We start from the raw sequence: 16,591 nt of genomic DNA, 5'->3' as shown, positions 1-16,591 counted from the left end.
TCAGGATCCGGCCGGTGTTTTCGCGGGCTTCACGTCAGCCGGGTCGTGCGCGGCACACGAGATCTGACCCCTGCGTCAGGTGCTGGCTTCCTTGGAGGCTTGCCAGAGTGCCTTGTCGAGTTCGCGGATCGTGACGTGCGCGTCGGCCGCGAGCGCGCGGCATTGGTCGAGGTAGTCGACCCAGAACGCGGGGCTGTAGGTCGATCGCCGCGTCGCATCTCCGAGCGTCGCGAGGGCGCGGAAGTCGAGGATCGGGTACCGGTCGGGGAAGGCGAAGTGCAGGAGCGCGGACGCCACGGGCGCGCCGACACCGTCCAGCGACAGGAGCGAGGTGAGGCGTGTGACCTCGTCATTGGCTGCGAGAGCTCGGAGGGTCGCGTCGACGACCGCTTCCTCGGAGTTCCGCTCCGCAAGGGGGCGAGCGCGCGCGCTCTTCCAGTCGACCACGATGAGGAACTCGTCCCGCGTGTAGTGCCCTCGATCGGCCGCAGCACCTCCTGCAGCCCTCGGCGCTGAGTCGTCGTCGTACATGTAGCGATCAGCGAGGTCGCGAATCCATGCGGCACTGAACTTCGCCGGTCGGGCGCCCGCTTGGTCTGGCACGGTGACGGAGTCGTCCGCGATCTCGTGGTCTCCAGCGAGGGCGCGTCGCTCCTCGCGTATCTCGTCGGCGTGCTGGAGCGATGCCGCGATCGTCTGCGGGACATCCTGATCCAGGATCTCCAGAGCGTCGAGCCAAGGCTCGCGATGGCTGCGTCGTGCAAGGACGATCGCTTCGTAGTCGCTGTCGAGGTCCCACCAGCCGCCGTGTGGGTCCACGGCGAGTAGACGACTGGTGCCGGGAACGACGATCAGCGCCGCTGCCCATTCGGGGTCGAGCCGTAGCGTCGACGGCGTTGCGTCCCAGTGCGCACCCGCGGACGGGATATCGCTCGTCCACGGCCGGTCGCGGCCGCCGATCGCGTCCGGGTCGTCGGGGAAGACGGGGAGCCAGAACACCGGCCGATCGGTGAGCGTGCACCAGCGGATCTGGCCGACGTTGATGGCTGGTGATGGCGGCTCGGCGACCGTCGGCGCGAAGTAGGAGCGGACCCGGGTGGACTCCCACGCCAGTGCGAGGAGGACGGCTGACCCCTGTGCTGCGCTGTCGATGGAACCGGTCTCGCGCAGCAGCCGCGCGACCTCACCCAGGCGCATCCGTGGCGGCTCGGTCGTGGGGGTTGCCGTTCCCAAGACCAGCCACGCGGGAAAGGCATCACGCTCGGTCGGGATCGATGCGCGGCGTGCACTCATGCAGGACGCCAGCGCAGCGCTCGCATGGCGTTCGAGAGCGGGCGGTCGACTGCTCGCCAGACGCTCGAGGTGCAGGAGTTTCGATTCAGTGGCGGAGCCGGCCGCGGACGCGACGTGCTCGACTGCGCCTGCGGAGCAGCGGACTGCCGACTTGTCGCCCAGCAGTACGGCCGGTCCCTCGTCGGTCTCTATCCATAGGCCCGCCTGCGATGACTGCAGCCGCCCTGGCACGGACAACAGGGTGAGGACCTCGCTCGCGTCGAGATCGCGTTGCGGCTCGACGGCACGCGCGACGGTCTCCAACGACCGGACTCGAGGCTCGGTGCCGCTAGAGGCTGGGCCGAGTTTGAGGGACTGGGCGTCGTCCAGCATGAAGTCGTCGAACGCTGGTGCGGAGACGAATCGATCGTCGAGCTCGAAAACCGCCGCGAGAGCGTCGAGGTCGGTCATCGATGTCTCACGCGCTGAACTCACTAGGGCGATCGCATGCACCCAACGCTCGTGCTCGCGCGCCGAGTGTTCGCGCAGTCGTCGCTCGAGCTCGTCCGTGATCGCCTCGCGGCGGTCGGTGCCCGCGCGGGCGAGCTCGGCCGCCGCGATCGCGGCGTGCACCTCGGCCGCGTCCAGGGCCATGAACGGCGCGAGGCCTGCGAGTCCTGCCTCGACGGGCACTCGATACTTCTCCGGCAGGTGTGCGAGCCCCGCGCGGAGAGGGGCCGGCAGCGCCTCGAGTTCTTCAGGCATCAGCAGGCTGACTGGCGATCGCTGCTGCGCGGTCGTAGGCGGAACGGATGGCGCTTGTGAGACTCCCGTCGTCGCCCATGACCGGCGTATGAACGAGGCTGCTAGCGGCGACCGCGAGGATTGTCGCCTCCCGAACGCGTTCGCGGTCACGCTCGTCCAGTTCGCGCCAATCGCTCTGCCGTTCGACGAGCGACTGCAGCCAGCCGCTCGTGCGCGCCAGGCGCGCGGTGAGTGGCCGCAGGACGACGGTCGCGTCCTGCGCCTGGGCTTGCGCGGCGGCGAGGACCGCTTGGCATTGACGATGCTGCGCCAGCGCAGTGTCGACATCGGCGGCGAACTGGTCGGCCCTCGCTTCCGCCCCGCGGCCCTTGTGGAACAGGAACACGCCACCCACGAGGACAGCAGGAGCAGCGGCGATGCCGGTGAGCATGGTGCTCCCCAGAGCCATCCCGCCGCCACCGGAGGCGATCGAGCCACCGCCCATCCAGGCGAGCATCGCGTTGTTCGCGGCCGCGCCGCTCAGCGCGCTGAGCGATGTGCCTGTCGATGCTGCTCCCACCGCCATGACGCCCTGGGTTGCGGCTTGACTGGCGAGCATCGCGGCGGCCCCCGCCCCGGCGACCCCGCCGAGGGCGTCGAGCGCGGTCATCGAGAGTCGCCCCGCCTCGGCTAGGGACACTGCGTCCAACGCCGGCGAGTTCTCGTCGGAGACGTCGGCCTCGAAGTCGACGTTCTTGAGCTGGCTGAAGGCGGCGTGAAATGGGACGAGCGCCTCGCTCATCGCCTCGACCTTCGCCGCGCCCAGGAGCGTGAACGCCTGCTCGCAGTCGGCGCGGTGCTTGGCAGTGACTGCCTCAGCGATGTGAAACTCGCCCTTCTTCGCCTTCACCGCGCGCGAAGCGTCACGCTGCTTCTTGATGCCCAAGCCGCCAGCTCCGGCGCCGCTGCCTGCCGCGGCGGCGATGGCCCAGGCCGCGGCGACGACGGGGAGCGGCATCAGGCCGCCTCGTCGGTCGCCACGAGTCGCTGCCCGTCGACAACGAGTGCCTGAGCGCGCGCCGCGAATGCGAACGCTGCGTCGAGGAACCCGTCGGTAGAGTCGAGTGCTCGGGCGATCTCGGTGACAGCCGTTACCTCGTCGGGGTGGGAGTGTCCGTCGATCAGCGCAACGCCTGCGAGTTCCAGAACGAACGCACGCCGGGCCGGCCCCGTGTCCAGCGCTGCCGATGCGTCGGCGGCGATCGCCGCGATGTCACGCGGCGCGGCGGGCTCCTCGTCGAGTCCGCACTCGCTGTGCAGGCCGTCCAGCAGGGCTTGCTCGACGTCTGCGACGTGTCCGTCCTGCTCGATGACGGCCCGCGCCGCTTCCAGGAAGACGCGCTGTTGCGCGGGTGTGAGGATGCTCAGGAACACGATCAGGTTCGCTTTCGTGGGTTGGGGAGTGACGCTAACGGCCAGCGCCGCGCGCCGCCAGAACGTCCGCGGGCGGTGGCACTGCGGAAGCGATTAAGCTGCGCGCCTGCACGTGTCATCCTCCGCGGGCCCCAAGGGCTGCAGCAGCGAGCAGCGCCGTCGCCGTGACCGCCATAGCCGCGGGGCCCGCGAATTCGAGCGGACGCGCATTGGCCTCGTTTTCGTGCCACGCGACCACGATCACGGCGTACTCGCCGACAGCGCCCGCCAAGCGACCGATCCAAACGCCTCGGTCGCCGGCGACCCAGCCGCGTTCACGGATGAGGGCAGTGGCCTCGTGAAACGTAAGCGCGAGAAGTACGGCAGGGTCGGCAGGCGTGCCCGGGTTTGCGGGGATGGAGTGGGCATCCATCGCGCCGCAGCCGACCGCGGCGATCCGCATGAGCAACTCGCGTGAGTCCTCGGTAGGGCCAGCCGCGAATGCGCCGACCGCATCGACCAGCGCCGCGAGCCAGTCCGTCGGGCTGCGGGGGTCGAGGTTGACGCTCGTCAGGGTGAGGTAGGCCTCTTCGAGAGTCTCGTCGAGGGCGGCGCTGGGGTCGCCGGCGAGGTCTTCCATGCGCTCTGTGTCGCGTCGCTGTCTCGACTTCTGACATGGCGGGTGAGGGCGTCAAGTGCGGTCGCGCGAAGTGCGACGCTCCGCCACCGAGACGGCGCTCTGGGCTGCGGCAGTTCCGTTCATGAGATGAGGCCACCAGCCCGGGGCCCGCGCAGGCGGGTCAGTCGCGTAGGCGGGCTCGCACCGCATCGAGCGGTCGCCGGTCGCCGTCGGGTCCGGAGTGGAGCGTGCGGCGCAAGCGCCGGTTGAGGTCGAGCGTGTCGAGGCGCTCCAGGCTGCCGGCGTGGGTGATGGCGGCCTCGTCGGTGGGCCATTCGTCCCACTCGTTCCAGATCTTGATGAGGCCCTCTTGGAGGGCGTCTTCGGCGACGCCGGCGTGGGGGCCGCAGAGGCGGCGCGCGACGTAGTCGGCGAAGAGGAAGTAGTTGGCGTCGACGAACGCGCGGAAGGCGCTGTGGTCGGCGCGCTGGAGGCCGAGGTTGTCCCGTAGCTCGTAGAACTTTGTAGGCGGCGGTTCTCCCGCCTCGTCCGCTCCCGTTGGGAGCGTGACGGGTGCTTGAAGTCCATCCGAGACAGGAGAACCGCCGTGAGGAACGTAGAGCAGGACCCCGACGGCCGCGAGCTCGCGCTGCCGCCCGCTGTGCAGGAGGCGCTCGGAGAGCTCGTCAATGCCGCCAAGGACGGGCTGCTGGCGTTGAGCGTCGGCGTCGGGCTCGGCGTGCTGGACACGCTGATGGAAGAAGAGGTCACCGAGGTCGTCGGCCCGAAAGGCCGACGCGACCCGGACCGCGTCGCGGTGCGCCACGGCCACGAACCGGGCGAGGTCACCTTGGGCGGCCGGCGTGTCGGCGTGCAACGCCCGCGGGTGCGGGCCGCTGACGGCAGCGGCGAGATCCGCCTTCAGACCTACGCGCACTTCGCCGACCGTGACCCACTCACCCGGGTCGTGCTCGAGCAGATGCTCGCCGGCGTCTCCACGCGACGGTTCGCGCGCACCCGGGAGCCGGTCGGCGAGCACGTGACCGCGGCCGAGCGGTCGACCTCCAAGAGCGCGGTCAGCCGCGAGTTCGTCGGGCGCACGACCGAGCACCTGCGCGCGCTCATGTCGCGCGACCTGGGCGACGTGCGGTTGGCGGCGCTGATGCTCGACGGGATCGAGCTCAAAGGCCGCTGCTGCGTCGTCGCCCTCGGGGTCACGACCGATGGGGTGAAGGTCCCGCTCGGCCTCTGGGACGGCAGCACCGAGAACCAGACGGTCGCCCGGCACCTCCTCGCCGACCTCGTCGACCGTGGCCTGGACCTCGACCAGGGCGTCCTGGTCGTCCTGGACGGCGGAAAGGCGCTGCGCGCGGCGGTCGACCAGGTCCTCGGCCCGGTCCCCGTCCAGCGATGCATCCGCCACAAGGAGAGGAACGTCCTGGACCACCTCCCCGAGGCCGATCGCGACCTCGTCAAGCGCAGGTTGCGCACCGCCTGGAAGCAGTCCAACTACGAGCTCGCGCTCGACGGCCTCAACCGGCTCGCCGACGAACTCGCCCACTCCCATCCCGGAGCCGCGGCGTCGCTGCGCGAAGGCCTCCCCGAGACGCTCACACTGCAGCGCCTCGGCTGCCCCGAGCAACTCCGCCGCACCCTCGCCTCGACGAACCCGATCGAGTCGATGATCGAGTTCGTCCGCCGCACCTCCAGGAACGTGAAGCGCTGGCAGTCCGGCGACATGTGCCTCAGATGGACCGCCGCCGGCATGCTCGAAGCCGAACAGCAGTTCCGGAAAATCATCGGCGTCGACCACCTCGCCACACTCACGATCGCCGTCGAGCGCGACCTCGCCGCCCGACGCTCCGCAACCGCCTCGCCGACCATGTCCACCACGACCCCCGAGCCGGCCGCTACGCTCGCACCCGCTCACTGATCACCGAACCGCCGCCGAGAAGTTCCACGGCGACCGGGACATCCTCTGGAGGCCGGTGGCGCTGGCGTGGTCGCGCGGTGCGTGCGGGTCGCGACGCGCTGGGTCAGGGCCCACGTCCGTAGGCCAGGGCACCGAGCTGTCCCGGTACGGCCTGATCCAGGATCGGTTCGTTTCGAGCCCATCGTCAGTCTCGACGAGCTCGACGATGTACCAGCAGGTGCCGGCGCCATGCCCTTCCGGTGCATCCCGATCGACATTGATCGGCGCGTACGCGACGTCGAGCTCGCAAGCGACCTGCACGTTGTTCCCGTGACGCCGTGCGCTCACGAGGCGGTGTGCGAGCACATCAGAGCCATCGACCGGAGATCCCTCATCGCTGTAGTCGGCCGCGACGAATTCGGCGATCTCCTCCTCGTCTTCATCGATTGCCCAGCGGACAACGTCGTCCAGGTCCTGCTGCAAGAGGTCAGCGAGCAGGTGAGAATCGTCGCGCTCGCCCATCACGACAGACCCCGAAGGGTCGCCTGTACCCGGCTGGTGGGCGGTCGAAGGTCGATCTGCAGCTCGTCCGCCAATTCTCGGGCCTGCTCCGGTCCGAGCCGCGTCAGCAGGTGGTCGATGACATCCTCCTGCCGGGCCTGACCGAAGGCGAGCCTGTAGACGGCGAGTGCGTCGCGCAGGCCGTCGATGCGTTCGAGCTCGCGGCTCAGCGGCAGGGCGAGGATGTGACGTTCGACCGCGGCCCCGTGGTCCAAGGGATAGATCCAGTAGGGCACGAGCTCCGAGTCGGTGGGGAGGCGGTCGCCGCAGGCGAGGTCGAACGCGACGCGCCAGGGGTCACCGGCGCCGGCCAGCGCTCCCTGTCCGTGCATCAGCGCGACGTTCTTTCGGACCGCGTGCCCCTTGTAGCGGTGGACGCGGCCCTCACGCTGCTCGAGGTCGACCGGGTTGTTCGGGAGATTCCAGTGGACGACGACGTGGCAGTAGGGGTGGAAGTCAAGTCCCTCCTGCCCGACGGACGTGCTGACGAGCACGAACGGCCAGTAAGGCGAATTGAATGCCTCGCGCAGCTGCGATGCACGGGCGGGGGCGCCGTCCTCCGGTGCGGCTCCTCCGCTGTCGTCGTCGCCGAAGCGCATCGCGAACGCCGTGTGGAGGCGTTCCGTGTTCGCGGTGATGGCGTCGTCATCGACGGTGAGGTGGCTGTAGGTGACGCGTGAGGCGCGCAGCGCGAGAGAGCGGATCATGGCGCTGGCGACCGTAGCCGCGGCCTTCTCGGGCGATTCGTTCAGCGCGCCTTCGGACTCGTAAAGGACGTGGGCGTGCTCGTCGAGCACGGCCTGGAGGTCTCCGTCAATGCTGTGGCGGAGCACCTCTCGCCAAAACGTGTCGTCGCGGGATGCGCGGCCCGCGCGCAGTAGAGCGGTGGCCTCCGGAGCGTTGAACATGCCGCGCAGGGCCCAAGCCACACGAGCGGCAGGCAGTCGTGCCTCGATCGAGGAGAGCGGCAGCGCGGTGACTCGGGCGATGGCGCGGAGCGCGAGCGTGCCCGGTGAGCCGACGGCAAGCCGTGCCACGGTCTCGGTGAGATTGTCCGGACGCCGGCCGAGCGGCGGGTCAAGCGAGCCGTCGGCCGCGGTTTGGGCGAGTGCCACGTGGTCGTGCCAGCGACTGTCTTCGGCTGACGCGCGTGGGTCACCGCCGGTCCAGTCCGCCGCAAGGGTGGGATACCACCAGGGCGCGGTGAGAGCCGAGTCGAGCATCACGGGCGCGGCCCAGTACCAGCGCTCGTCCTCCGCCGGCGTGTCATTGCCCGGCGGGAGCCTGTCGAGCAGCGGCTGAACGCGGTCCACGGCCCAGCGCTCGAGTTCGTCGATTGTGCCGCCCGGATGCTCGCTGGCGAAGTCGCGGGGATCCGCCGCCGCTGCGAGCGCCGGGGAGGGGTAGAGAAGCGCCAGCGCGGGCATTCCTGTGCGGCGTTCGTTGACAACCGTGAACTGCAGGCGGTTGCGTTGCCGGGATCGGCGCTCGGTTGTGTTTTGCGCGTTCGGGTCGGCCTCGAGCGTCAGTTCGCGCTCGGCGAGATAGCTGAGCAGGCCGGCTGCGGCGCGCGGAACGGCGCGCCAGGCTGAGAACACGAGCCGCTTCGTGAATCCCTGGAGGCCGTCCTTGGCGTAGGCGCCGCCTAGCTGGTGGTACGGCAGAGCGGGAGGGATCCAGAGGAGCCGCCAGGCCTCGGAGTCGATGAGGTCCCTCGCGAGCTCACGCAGTCGCGGGCCGCCCGGGTCGACATCGTCGTACGCGGCCAATGCCTCGCGATCGAGGAGCGCTTTCGGCGTGGCGGAGACGAGCCGGGCGAGGTGGGCAACCTCGGCGGGCTGCTTGCACGCGTTGTCGAAGCGGGTTCGGAGCTTGTAGCCGTCGAGGAAGCTCAAGAGATAAGGAGCGCTCTTCCATAGCTCGGTGACGTCGTGCTCGCCAAGCTGGTGGGCGACGTCTTGGGCGAGGAGGTACTGGTGCAGGTCACCTGGTGTCGGCGGCGCCTGCCGTGGTACGTGGCGGAGCATGGCGTCGTGGCGCCCGGCTGCCCCGATCCTCTCGGTACGGGCGATGTACTTCGTGAGCAGCGCCTCGATCGCTCCCCCGATCTCACGGAGCCGGACGGAGGCGTCGGGAGACGGGCCGTACAGCTCGCGTTGATAGTCGCGGAGCAGCCCGCGGAGCTCGCCTGACCGTTCGCTGCTGTCGGCGAGGAAGCGGACCGTCGCGAGGAAGTCCTCGTGGTGGTCGTCGTCGCCGCCATCCCCGGCGACTGTCAGGGCTCGATAGGGGGTTGCGGAGAGCATCAGGACCCGGGCGTGCTCGCCGCCGTCGGCGCTTTCCCATTCGAAGAGGTCTCGCGCGAGCCGGGCGGCGTCGTTGTCGGGATCGTCGACCAGCAGATGGCGGAAGCGCTGGAACTCGTCCAGGACGACCAGGTCTGGCTCGAGTGCCTCGATGCAGGAGGCGGCGAGCATGCGCCGCAGATCACCAATCAACAGGTCGCGCCGCCGCGCCTGATCGCGGGGGACGTTGATGCGTGCGCGCGTGAACTCCTCGCACAGGTCATCGAAGCGCTCGCGGATCGTGCGCTCCCCGCGCTGCGTCTCTTCGGCGGCGCGGCGCTCGAGCGCACGGATGAACTCGCCGGTGATGCCGGGGTCTACGCGGTCACGGTCGAGGCGCTTGAGGCGGTCGCGAAAGTCGGATGCCCATTTCACCCCGCCTTGGAGTGCATTCTTGGGGCCGGCGCGGTCGCCGAACGACCAGGCTTCGCGGAGCAGCCAGTAGAGCAGGATGCGCTCGTCGGATCGTCCGCCGCCGCCGGTCTGCTCGAACGAGGTGCCTGGGGTGAACGCGATCAGGTTGAGCTGCTTGTTGCGCAGGTCTCCGACCTGTTTGGGCAGGAGGGTGAGCCGGCTTGCCATCGAGGCACCCTGGCCGGTCACGTCCAGCTTGCGGACGTTCTGTGCGGCGATGTCGCCGTTTGAGCAGATGTAGACCACGTCGATTCGGTCGATGCCGTCGCGTTGAAGGCGGTCGATCGCCTTTGCGACCACGCCCCGGGCGACCATGGTCTTGCCGAGGCCGACCTCGTCGGCGACGAGAAACCGCCTGGTGGAGTCGGAGGCTTCGAAGAGGCGGTGATAGGCGTGCTCGACGGTGGCGCGCTGGAAGTCCTTGAGCCCGCTGAGAACGGCGTCCGTGTCGACGAGCGGCTTCACGTGCGGGCTCGGCGAACCTCGTTGATGGTCTCCCAGAACTCTTCGAGCTCCTTCGGCAGCAGCGCTTCGGTTGAGGCGCCGGCGGTGCGCATGTCGGCGAGGAGCCGGTCGATCTCGTCCAGCTTCTCGGGGGAGCGGTGCAGGGCGCGGAGCATCGGTTCGAGCAGCGGGAGCCCGAGCGCTCCGCGGACGTTCCCGGCGGAGCTGCCCGCATGCTTCTCCGTGAGGAGGGCTTCGAGCTCTCCGAGCATGCGGTCGCTGTCGCCGTCGTCGGCGAGGAGGAGCAAGATGAATCTGAGCAGGCGGTCCGTGTCCGAGAGGATCTCGGCGGTGACGGCTTCCGCACGGCCATCGGGGGCGCCGTCGAGCTGGAGCCGGGCGGTGACGTCAAGGTGGCGCTCGACGCCTGTGTCGGTGCGGCCGGTGAGGCGAAGGGCGAAGAACGGCGTGATCGACGCGAGGCTCGTGGGGCGGAACGCTGCTGCGGGATCGGCGGCGAGGTCGACGGGCCGGAACCCAGGGTCTGAAAGGGGGCGGGCCTCGATTCGCACTCCCTCGGTGCCTGCATGCCCGGATGCGTGAAGCGCGAGCTGCCACCGACGGTCATCGACAGCAGTTGCGGTCGCACGCAGCGCTCCCGTGGCTAGCTTGTGCGCTGCGTGCTCCAGCTTGCGCTGGAGCGCTTCGGAGGGATCTTCGGGCTGGGGGGTTTCGGTCTGCTTGAAGCGTCTGAGGAGGTTTGCGTCCTCCAGCTGCCCGCGGACGGCCTTCGTGCCGTGGCGGGTGCGCCAGCCGTCGAGCTCGACGAGGAACTCGACATTGCGTTCGAACGCTGCCTCGGTCGCGTTCGCGGAGCCGATGTAGACAGCGGCGTGCTTCCAGCGCTCCCCGACGAACACCTTGGCGTGAAGCCCGGAGAGCTCGGTCTCCAGTTGCTCGGCGAGATCGCTCTTCTCGCCGGATTCGTCCTCGATGTCCAGGAGCGTTGCGGCGTCGTCGAACGCGTCGACCTGGTCTAGCGCGTCGAGCGCGTCGGCTTCGAGCCTCACGAGCTCGTCGTATCTCGCGACGAGCGTTAGGTCGGCTCGAACCTCGGCGGCGATACGGCTCAGGAACGGCGCGCCGACGAACGGCGAGATCACCATCAGGCGATGGAGGTTCTCGATCGGCCAGTTCGGCTTCCCGTCGTGACCGATCGGATGAAAAGCGAGGTCGTCGAATGCTTCCGGGAGCGTCCAGTGGACGCGGCGGACCTCGCTCGTCATCTGCTCCACCCGGTCAATCGCCCGCGGCTCCAAGGGGTGACCCGCTGCGGAGGCCATGCCGGGGAGTGCGGCGAAGAACTCGGCGAGTGGGCGGTTCGGGTTGCCGCGACGCTGGCGGTCGAGCAGCTCGCCGTCCAGGCAGAGCGCGACATCCCAGGACTTGTCGAACGTGAGGTTGCGCGAGAGCACGAGCAGTCGGTAGCGGACCGGTGCGTCAGGCAGCTCGGCTGTGAATCGCAGGAGCCAGCACTTGGGATGGAACACGCCGCCGGGGCGCGGTGGCGTGACCGGGTGTATCGAGTTCTCAAGGAACGCGAGCAGCGGAACGTGCTTCGCCGGAACCTTCGTCGCGCCGGCGTGGCAGAACAGCGAGATGCGGCCCGCATTGCGGCGCAGTGCGGTCAGCAGCGCGAAGGGGTTCTCCACGGGCCCGCCGCTGTCCGCAGACCACGGGAGCGCAGTGGCGGCGAGCGGCACGCGGAGGAGCGCGAGCAGGTCGAGGGTGTAGGTGGTCCCGATCGCGTGATCGAGCCGGTAACCCGCAGGCGGAGCGAGCGTGTCGAGCAGGAGCCGGCGGTCGGTAGGCGCGAGCATCACGCAGTGCCGGCGTTGACCACGTCAAGGATCTGGCGCTGCGCACTGGCCCAGCGGTACTCGAGCTGGCCCACTCCGGCCGCGCCCCTCCACGTCTCGCGGGCAGTGTCGAAGCTGAGGCGGGCCTGTCGCTTCTTGACCTCGAGCTCCCGGGCTCGGACGAGGTCGGTGAAGCGCGAGCCGGCAAGGATGCTTCGCGGATCTGTGGTGAGGCGTGCCCACTCGGTTACGAACGCGCGGGTTTGGGTGGAGTGGCGGGAGCCGAGGTCGCCGAGCAGTGTCCAGAGCTCGTCAAGCTGGGCCGCAGTGCGGTCGGCGCCGCTTTCGGCGGCCGCCCACTGCTCAAGGCTCGACCGGTGCTCAGCCTCGCGGGCTTCGTCCTCGGTGGCGATGGCGAGAGCGTGGTTGTAGAGCAGCGCGGCGCCCTGCATCAGCTCGCTGAACCGACGTGCATGGCGCAGGATCGTCTGCTGGCGGTTGGAGAGTTCGGGGACATCTAGCTGCCACGCGAACTGCGTCTGCGTCCACGGCTCGCGGCGGTCGATCAGCGTCGCAAGCATCGTGTCCGGGCAGCGTTTGCGGATCCGCTCACGCAGGTAGTCCGCCTCGACGGGGCGCAGCTTGAGCGACGCTCGGTCAGGCCAGTCCTCGGGCGGGTCGGGAAGGCTCGCGTGCCACCACGAGGCGCTGCGGTTGACGATCTGGCCGTCGTCGTCGATCGCTGTGCCATGCGAGCGCGCGGCGGCACGGCCCCATTGCTCTCGCGTCCCCTCGACGCGGCGGATTCCCCAGCGGGCAAGTCCCTGCCAATAGATCATGCTCGGCACTTGGCGGAGGTTCTTGCGGGCCGAGGAGCCGATGATCCCGTCGCTGTCGCCTTCGTCCTCGGCGGTGTCGAGCAGCGCTTCGATCAGGCGAAGCTCGGCGCGGCGGGCCTTAGCGAGGGTGTCCGTGCGTCCCGACCATCGCTGCTCGGCCTCCCGGAACGTCCACGGAATGAACAGGAAATAGCGCGCGCGACGCTGAACCGTGCTGATCCCAGGAAAGAGCGCGTTTGCGAACGCATCCCGGATCGCTCCCAGCCCAAGCTCATCCCGTGTTTCTGGACGTCCGAGGAGCTCGACGACTTGCAGCGCGCGCTTGCGCTCAGCGTCGGAGTAATCGAGCCAAGTCAGTGTCGACATGTAAGGGAAGGGTCGCGGGTGATGGCACAATCCTGACCGCTCGGGCGCACCCGACACGGTCGGTGCGATGACACCGCGGTTAGCTGCTCGTTGAGATCGTGTGCGGTTGCCGCGGCGCTGATGAAGGCGGCGAAGTCCGGGTGTTCGTGGAGCTTCATTTCGCTTGCCACTCGCGGGCGTGGTTGAGCGCGGCGAGGGGTCCGAAGTCGAAGCGGCTGATCGGGTTGAGGCTGTCGCGAAGGCGCGCGAGTTGCGCCTTGGGCATACCGGCCTGCTGGCCGAGGGCTCCGAGCATGGCGCGGACGCGTGGAGGTTCGCTGAGGGCGGCGTCGGTGAGTCGGCGGAAGGTGGCTGGCCGGCCGACGAACTCGAGGAGCCTGTCGATGGTCTCCTCGGTGGGGAGGTCGCTCGTGGTTGCGCGGTCGCGCAGGATCTCGAGCAGCGCGGCGTCCTGGTTGTCGAGTCCGTGACGGGCGTGCGGTCGGCGCGTGTGGATGGTGGCGCCGGACAGGGCGCCTGGGCCGGCGGCGGCCGGGGTGGAGAACTCGGGGCGTCCCGGGTTCTGGGTCGTGAATCCGAGCGCGCTTGCGGCGGTGAGCCCGGCGGGGTGCAGGGGTGCGGCGAACGTCTGGGCCAAGGCCTGGGTGGCACTCGGCAGGCTAGGACCGAGCGCGGTCATCTTGGGTCGCCAGTAGAGGCCCTTGCGCACGCGTTGCAGCTCGCCGTCGCTGGCGAGGCGCGAGAGGGCGTGCGCGGTGGCGGCGGCGCTGAGGTCGGGGAAGTCGCGTAGCTGCCAGTGGCGGTCGCCGCCGTTCTGCACGCGTCGACGGACCTCGGCGGCGGCGCTCGACGCGCTGGGGCCGCGGCCGCGACGGGTGTTCGCTGGACTCGACACGCCGATTGAGGGTAGCCAGCGCAGTAATGCTCGGCAAGTTTTTCGGCTGTAGAACTTGCCAAATAGTTCGCGCGAACGGACGAGCTCAGCCCGCGGCGCCGCGGGCGGGTCAGTCGCGCACGCGTGCCTTCACCGCGTCGAGCGGCCGCTCGTAGCCGTTGGGCCCGGAGTGGAGCGTGCGTCGCAGACGCCGGTTGAGGTCGAGCGTGTCGAGGCGCTCCAGACCGCCGGCGTGGACGACGGCGGCCTCGCAGCCATAGGCGTCGTCGGTCATGACGCCGAGGATGCGCCGGCTGGCGGTCCGCGCGAGCTCGAGCGGGGTGGTGAGGTCCCCGAGCGCATCGGGTGGGAGGTGCTCGTCGTAGAGGGCGACCTGGGCGTTGCGCCGCACGAGTTCGGCGAGGTCGCGGAGGTCGGCGGCGAGGACGTCGGCGATGAAGATCGGGAAAAGCGTGTCCGCGTGGGTGAGCAGCAGGCACTTGCGGCGGTCGAACCAGAGGAGGTTGGCGTACCAGTCGTCCGGCTCGGAGTTGGCGTCGGAGAGCGAACGCGGCGCGACGCGCATCGCCTTCAGCAGCTTCTGGGTGCAGCGGACGGTCACGTCGCGTAGGTCGATCGGGCCGCGGCCAGGGGCGAGGGTTCGGCCATCGCGGAGAACTGTCGCACGCAATCGAGGCTGCGGCGGGACGCTGGTCCCGCCGCAGCATGGGGTGTTCACGGGGCGACGGCGATCCGCGCGTGACGGCTGGTGGCGGCAAGGAACGGGGCGCCGCTGTCCATGCGCGTGACGGCGCGGATTCGGTACCGGGTGGTGGTGGTCGTGTTGCGGAACCGGTAGCGGGCGGTGAAGCGTCCCTTGCTGTCGGTGCGGGGGGAGGCGAAGACGACCCAGCCGCGTCCGCGGACGTGCGCCTGGAGGTTCACGACGACGCCGGCCACGGGGAGCGGGCGCGAGACGACGGTGCCGCGCAGGCGCATCGTGTCGCCGTTGTGCAGGGTGCGCCGGTCGATCCGGAGGGTGACCCTGCTGCGCACGGCGAGCCGCAGCCGGGAGAGGCCCTGCACGGTGGTGTTGGCGAGGTTGGCCTTGTAGGTGTAGAGGATCTCGCGGCTGGCGCCGGCGGGGATGAGCCAGCGGAACCGGCCGTTCGCGTCGGTCTTGACGGACCCGACGGTCTGGAGGACGGAGTTGGGGGCGTAGCCGCGGCGGAGGGGCAGGATGGCGCGCTGCTGGATCGTGACGACGGCGCCGGTGATGGGCTGGCCGTTGACGTTGACGAGGCGTCCGGTGGTGGCGATGCGCCGTCCCCAGGCGACGGACCGGGAGCGGCTGCCGGTGATGAGGACGCTGGCCTTGTTCGTGGCGCCGGTGCCGTTGTTGGCGGGGCCGTGGATGCCCTCCTGGTGGGAGAGGACGGGCATGCCGTCGCCGCTGCCGACGACCACGACGGTCTGCGTCGACGTCGAGTGCGTCGTGGTCGAGTGCGTCGACGTCGCGGCCGGGGCTGAGCTGCCGGTGTCGCTGGTGCTCGTCGAGATCGTGGGTGCGGTGGCCGCGGGCTCGACGGCGAAGGGGCGGGGATCGCGGTCGTCGGCGATTCCGTCGTTGTCGTCGTCGGGGTCAGCGTGGTTGGGCTGGCCGTCGGCGTCGTAGTCGCCGCAGGGGTCGGTGGGTCCGGTGGGCTTGCCGGCGCAGTACGTCTTGACGGTCTGGCCCGAGGCGAACGGCCCCGAGGTGAGCGTCGAGGTCTTCGTGGTGGAGCCGCCGCCGTCGGTCGCCGTGACGCGGCAGAGGAGCTTCTTGCCGGCGTCGGCCTCGGTCGGCGTGTAGCCGGGGGTCGTGGCGTCGGGGACCGGGGTCTCGTCGGAGCCGTCGGGGTTTGCGCGAAGCCACTGATAGGCGAGGCTCGGGGACTGGCCGACCACGTTCTTGGCGGCGCAGCTGAGAGGGGTGCCGACGCGGGCTTCGGCGCCGGTGATCTGCGGGGCGTCGAGGGTCGGAGGCTGGTTGTCGACGGCGATCGTCCACGTGGGGCTGGTCGCGGTGTTCGCGTCGGTGATGTCGGAGACGAGCAGCGCGACCGTGTGGCTGCCGTCCGGAAGGGCCGCCGTGTCGTAGGTGAAGTTCTCCGAGAGCGTGAGCTTGCACGGGACGCGCTTGGCGGCGGGCTGCCTGCAGTCCCCGCTGTTGGCGTCGATGACGGTCGGAGCGCCGGCGTTGCCGTTGATGACGAGGCGGCGGCGGTAGATCCCGCCGCCGCGGTCGGCGGCGTTGTAGGAGAGCGACCGGTAGCGGGCGGTGGTGTTCGGGCTCGAGAGCGGGCCGCCGACGTCGCTGAGGGTCGGGGAGTATGGGTCGCGGACGGTCAGCACGATGTTCTTGACGCGGTTGTGGACCTCGCCGGCGGGGCAGCCGTTGCCGCCGGTGCAGTGCACGGCGAACGTGAGGCTCTGGGCGTCGGAGAGGTCCCAAAACCCGTTGCCGGCGATGCCGCCGCAGCCGTAGATGAGCGTGCAGCCGTCGATGCGGCCCTTGTCGGTGGCGATGATCGCGTGGGCGTCGCCGTAGGCCTGCTGGGAGTTGGCCTTCCACTCTCGGTAGGCGCTGACGGAGGCGAAGGTCGTGTCCGCCGGGGCGGTGAGGGTCCACTGAGCGACGGTGCCCTGTGCGTGGTGGAAGCCCGAGTCGAACCAGGCTTGCATCGTGCCGCCGCTGGCGCAGTTCTCGCCGTAGTAGGTCCAGGGGCTGCCGCCGTAGCTCGGCGTCCAGCCGGCGGCGCTGGGGTTGGCGGCGTCGCAGTAGCCGACGGTGTAGGTCCCGGCGTTCGCGGGCGCGGCCGTTGCGGCGATGAGGCCGGCGGCGAGGAGCGCCGTGGCGAGGTGTCGGTTGGTCTTGGTCATGGTGGTC

The 16,591-nt window shown here is 69.9% G+C and carries 13 protein-coding genes; 2 read left to right on the top strand and 11 right to left on the bottom strand.

Features of this window, described 5'->3' with window-relative positions:
• Nucleotides 1-75 precede the first annotated feature (75 nt).
• From GKE82_RS11470 to GKE82_RS11455, 4 genes are all read right to left on the bottom strand, one after another.
• On the bottom strand, nt 76-2,037 hold the full coding sequence (locus GKE82_RS11470) for a hypothetical protein (protein ID WP_154733378.1): 1,962 nt from the start codon (nt 2,035-2,037) through the stop codon (nt 76-78).
• Nucleotides 2,030-3,034, bottom strand: a complete 1,005-nt coding sequence (locus GKE82_RS11465) for a hypothetical protein (protein ID WP_154733377.1) — start codon at nt 3,032-3,034, stop codon at nt 2,030-2,032. The genes GKE82_RS11470 and GKE82_RS11465 overlap by 8 nt, the downstream gene beginning before the upstream one ends.
• Nucleotides 3,034-3,450, bottom strand: a complete 417-nt coding sequence (locus GKE82_RS11460) for a hypothetical protein (RefSeq protein ID WP_154733376.1) — start codon at nt 3,448-3,450, stop codon at nt 3,034-3,036. Before GKE82_RS11460 ends, GKE82_RS11465 begins: the two co-directional genes overlap by 1 nt.
• Before the next feature lie 115 nt (nt 3,451-3,565).
• Nucleotides 3,566-4,069, bottom strand: coding sequence for a hypothetical protein (locus GKE82_RS11455; protein ID WP_154733375.1), 504 nt, complete (start codon nt 4,067-4,069; stop codon nt 3,566-3,568).
• Nucleotides 4,070-4,289: 220 nt separating this feature from the next.
• Here GKE82_RS11455 and GKE82_RS11450 point away from each other — a divergent pair, with 220 nt between their 5' ends.
• Both GKE82_RS11450 and GKE82_RS11445 read left to right on the top strand, forming a co-directional pair.
• Nucleotides 4,290-4,559, top strand: coding sequence for a hypothetical protein (locus tag GKE82_RS11450; RefSeq protein WP_154733374.1), 270 nt, complete (start codon nt 4,290-4,292; stop codon nt 4,557-4,559).
• 96 nt (nt 4,560-4,655) lie between these two features.
• Nucleotides 4,656-5,981 (top strand): IS256 family transposase, encoded by a 1,326-nt coding sequence (locus tag GKE82_RS11445; RefSeq protein WP_196189050.1) that lies wholly within the window; start codon nt 4,656-4,658, stop codon nt 5,979-5,981.
• Here the strand turns inward: GKE82_RS11445 and GKE82_RS11440 are convergent, their stop codons facing one another.
• The 7 genes from GKE82_RS11440 to GKE82_RS11410 all read right to left on the bottom strand — a co-directional run bounded on the left by GKE82_RS11440 (nt 5,982) and on the right by GKE82_RS11410 (nt 16,584).
• Complete coding sequence (locus GKE82_RS11440; protein ID WP_154733373.1) at nt 5,982-6,482, bottom strand: hypothetical protein; 501 nt, start codon at nt 6,480-6,482, stop codon at nt 5,982-5,984. It abuts the gene before it with no gap.
• Nucleotides 6,482-9,745, bottom strand: a complete 3,264-nt coding sequence (locus GKE82_RS30740) for a helicase-related protein (protein WP_154733372.1) — start codon at nt 9,743-9,745, stop codon at nt 6,482-6,484. Before GKE82_RS30740 ends, GKE82_RS11440 begins: the two co-directional genes overlap by 1 nt.
• Nucleotides 9,742-11,607, bottom strand: coding sequence for a phospholipase D family protein (locus GKE82_RS11430; RefSeq protein ID WP_154733371.1), 1,866 nt, complete (start codon nt 11,605-11,607; stop codon nt 9,742-9,744). The genes GKE82_RS30740 and GKE82_RS11430 overlap by 4 nt, the downstream gene beginning before the upstream one ends.
• Nucleotides 11,604-12,788 (bottom strand): DUF6361 family protein, encoded by a 1,185-nt coding sequence (locus GKE82_RS11425; protein ID WP_154733370.1) that lies wholly within the window; start codon nt 12,786-12,788, stop codon nt 11,604-11,606. The genes GKE82_RS11430 and GKE82_RS11425 overlap by 4 nt, the downstream gene beginning before the upstream one ends.
• A gap of 154 nt (nt 12,789-12,942) precedes the next feature.
• A complete protein-coding gene (locus GKE82_RS11420; protein WP_196189182.1) occupies nt 12,943-13,683 on the bottom strand; it encodes an AbiEi antitoxin N-terminal domain-containing protein in 741 nt (246 codons plus the stop codon).
• Nucleotides 13,684-13,792: 109 nt separating this feature from the next.
• Nucleotides 13,793-14,284, bottom strand: coding sequence for a DUF6933 domain-containing protein (locus tag GKE82_RS11415; protein WP_154733369.1), 492 nt, complete (start codon nt 14,282-14,284; stop codon nt 13,793-13,795).
• Nucleotides 14,285-14,397: 113 nt separating this feature from the next.
• Complete coding sequence (locus GKE82_RS11410; protein WP_154733368.1) at nt 14,398-16,584, bottom strand: hypothetical protein; 2,187 nt, start codon at nt 16,582-16,584, stop codon at nt 14,398-14,400.
• Between the last annotated feature and the right edge of the window lie 7 nt (nt 16,585-16,591).

This window comes from Conexibacter sp. W3-3-2 (assembly GCF_009707605.1).
GTDB lineage: Bacteria > Actinomycetota > Thermoleophilia > Solirubrobacterales > Solirubrobacteraceae > Paraconexibacter > Paraconexibacter algicola.
The sequence above is the reverse complement of the archived record's forward strand: the minus strand, read 5'-3'. Positions and strand labels throughout refer to the sequence as shown.

What these genes read in the sequence shown, in the direction of transcription:
- GKE82_RS11470 (WP_154733378.1), bottom strand. Translation starts at nt 2,037, where the DNA reads ATGCCTGAAGAACTCGAGGCGCTGCCGGCCCCTCTCCGCGCGGGGCTC.
- GKE82_RS11410 (WP_154733368.1), bottom strand. Translation starts at nt 16,584, where the DNA reads ATGACCAAGACCAACCGACACCTCGCCACGGCGCTCCTCGCCGCCGGC.
- GKE82_RS11455 (WP_154733375.1), bottom strand. Translation starts at nt 4,069, where the DNA reads ATGGAAGACCTCGCCGGCGACCCCAGCGCCGCCCTCGACGAGACTCTC.
- GKE82_RS11425 (WP_154733370.1), bottom strand. Translation starts at nt 12,788, where the DNA reads ATGTCGACACTGACTTGGCTCGATTACTCCGACGCTGAGCGCAAGCGC.
- GKE82_RS11465 (WP_154733377.1), bottom strand. Translation starts at nt 3,034, where the DNA reads ATGCCGCTCCCCGTCGTCGCCGCGGCCTGGGCCATCGCCGCCGCGGCA.
- GKE82_RS11440 (WP_154733373.1), bottom strand. Translation starts at nt 6,482, where the DNA reads ATGGGCGAGCGCGACGATTCTCACCTGCTCGCTGACCTCTTGCAGCAG.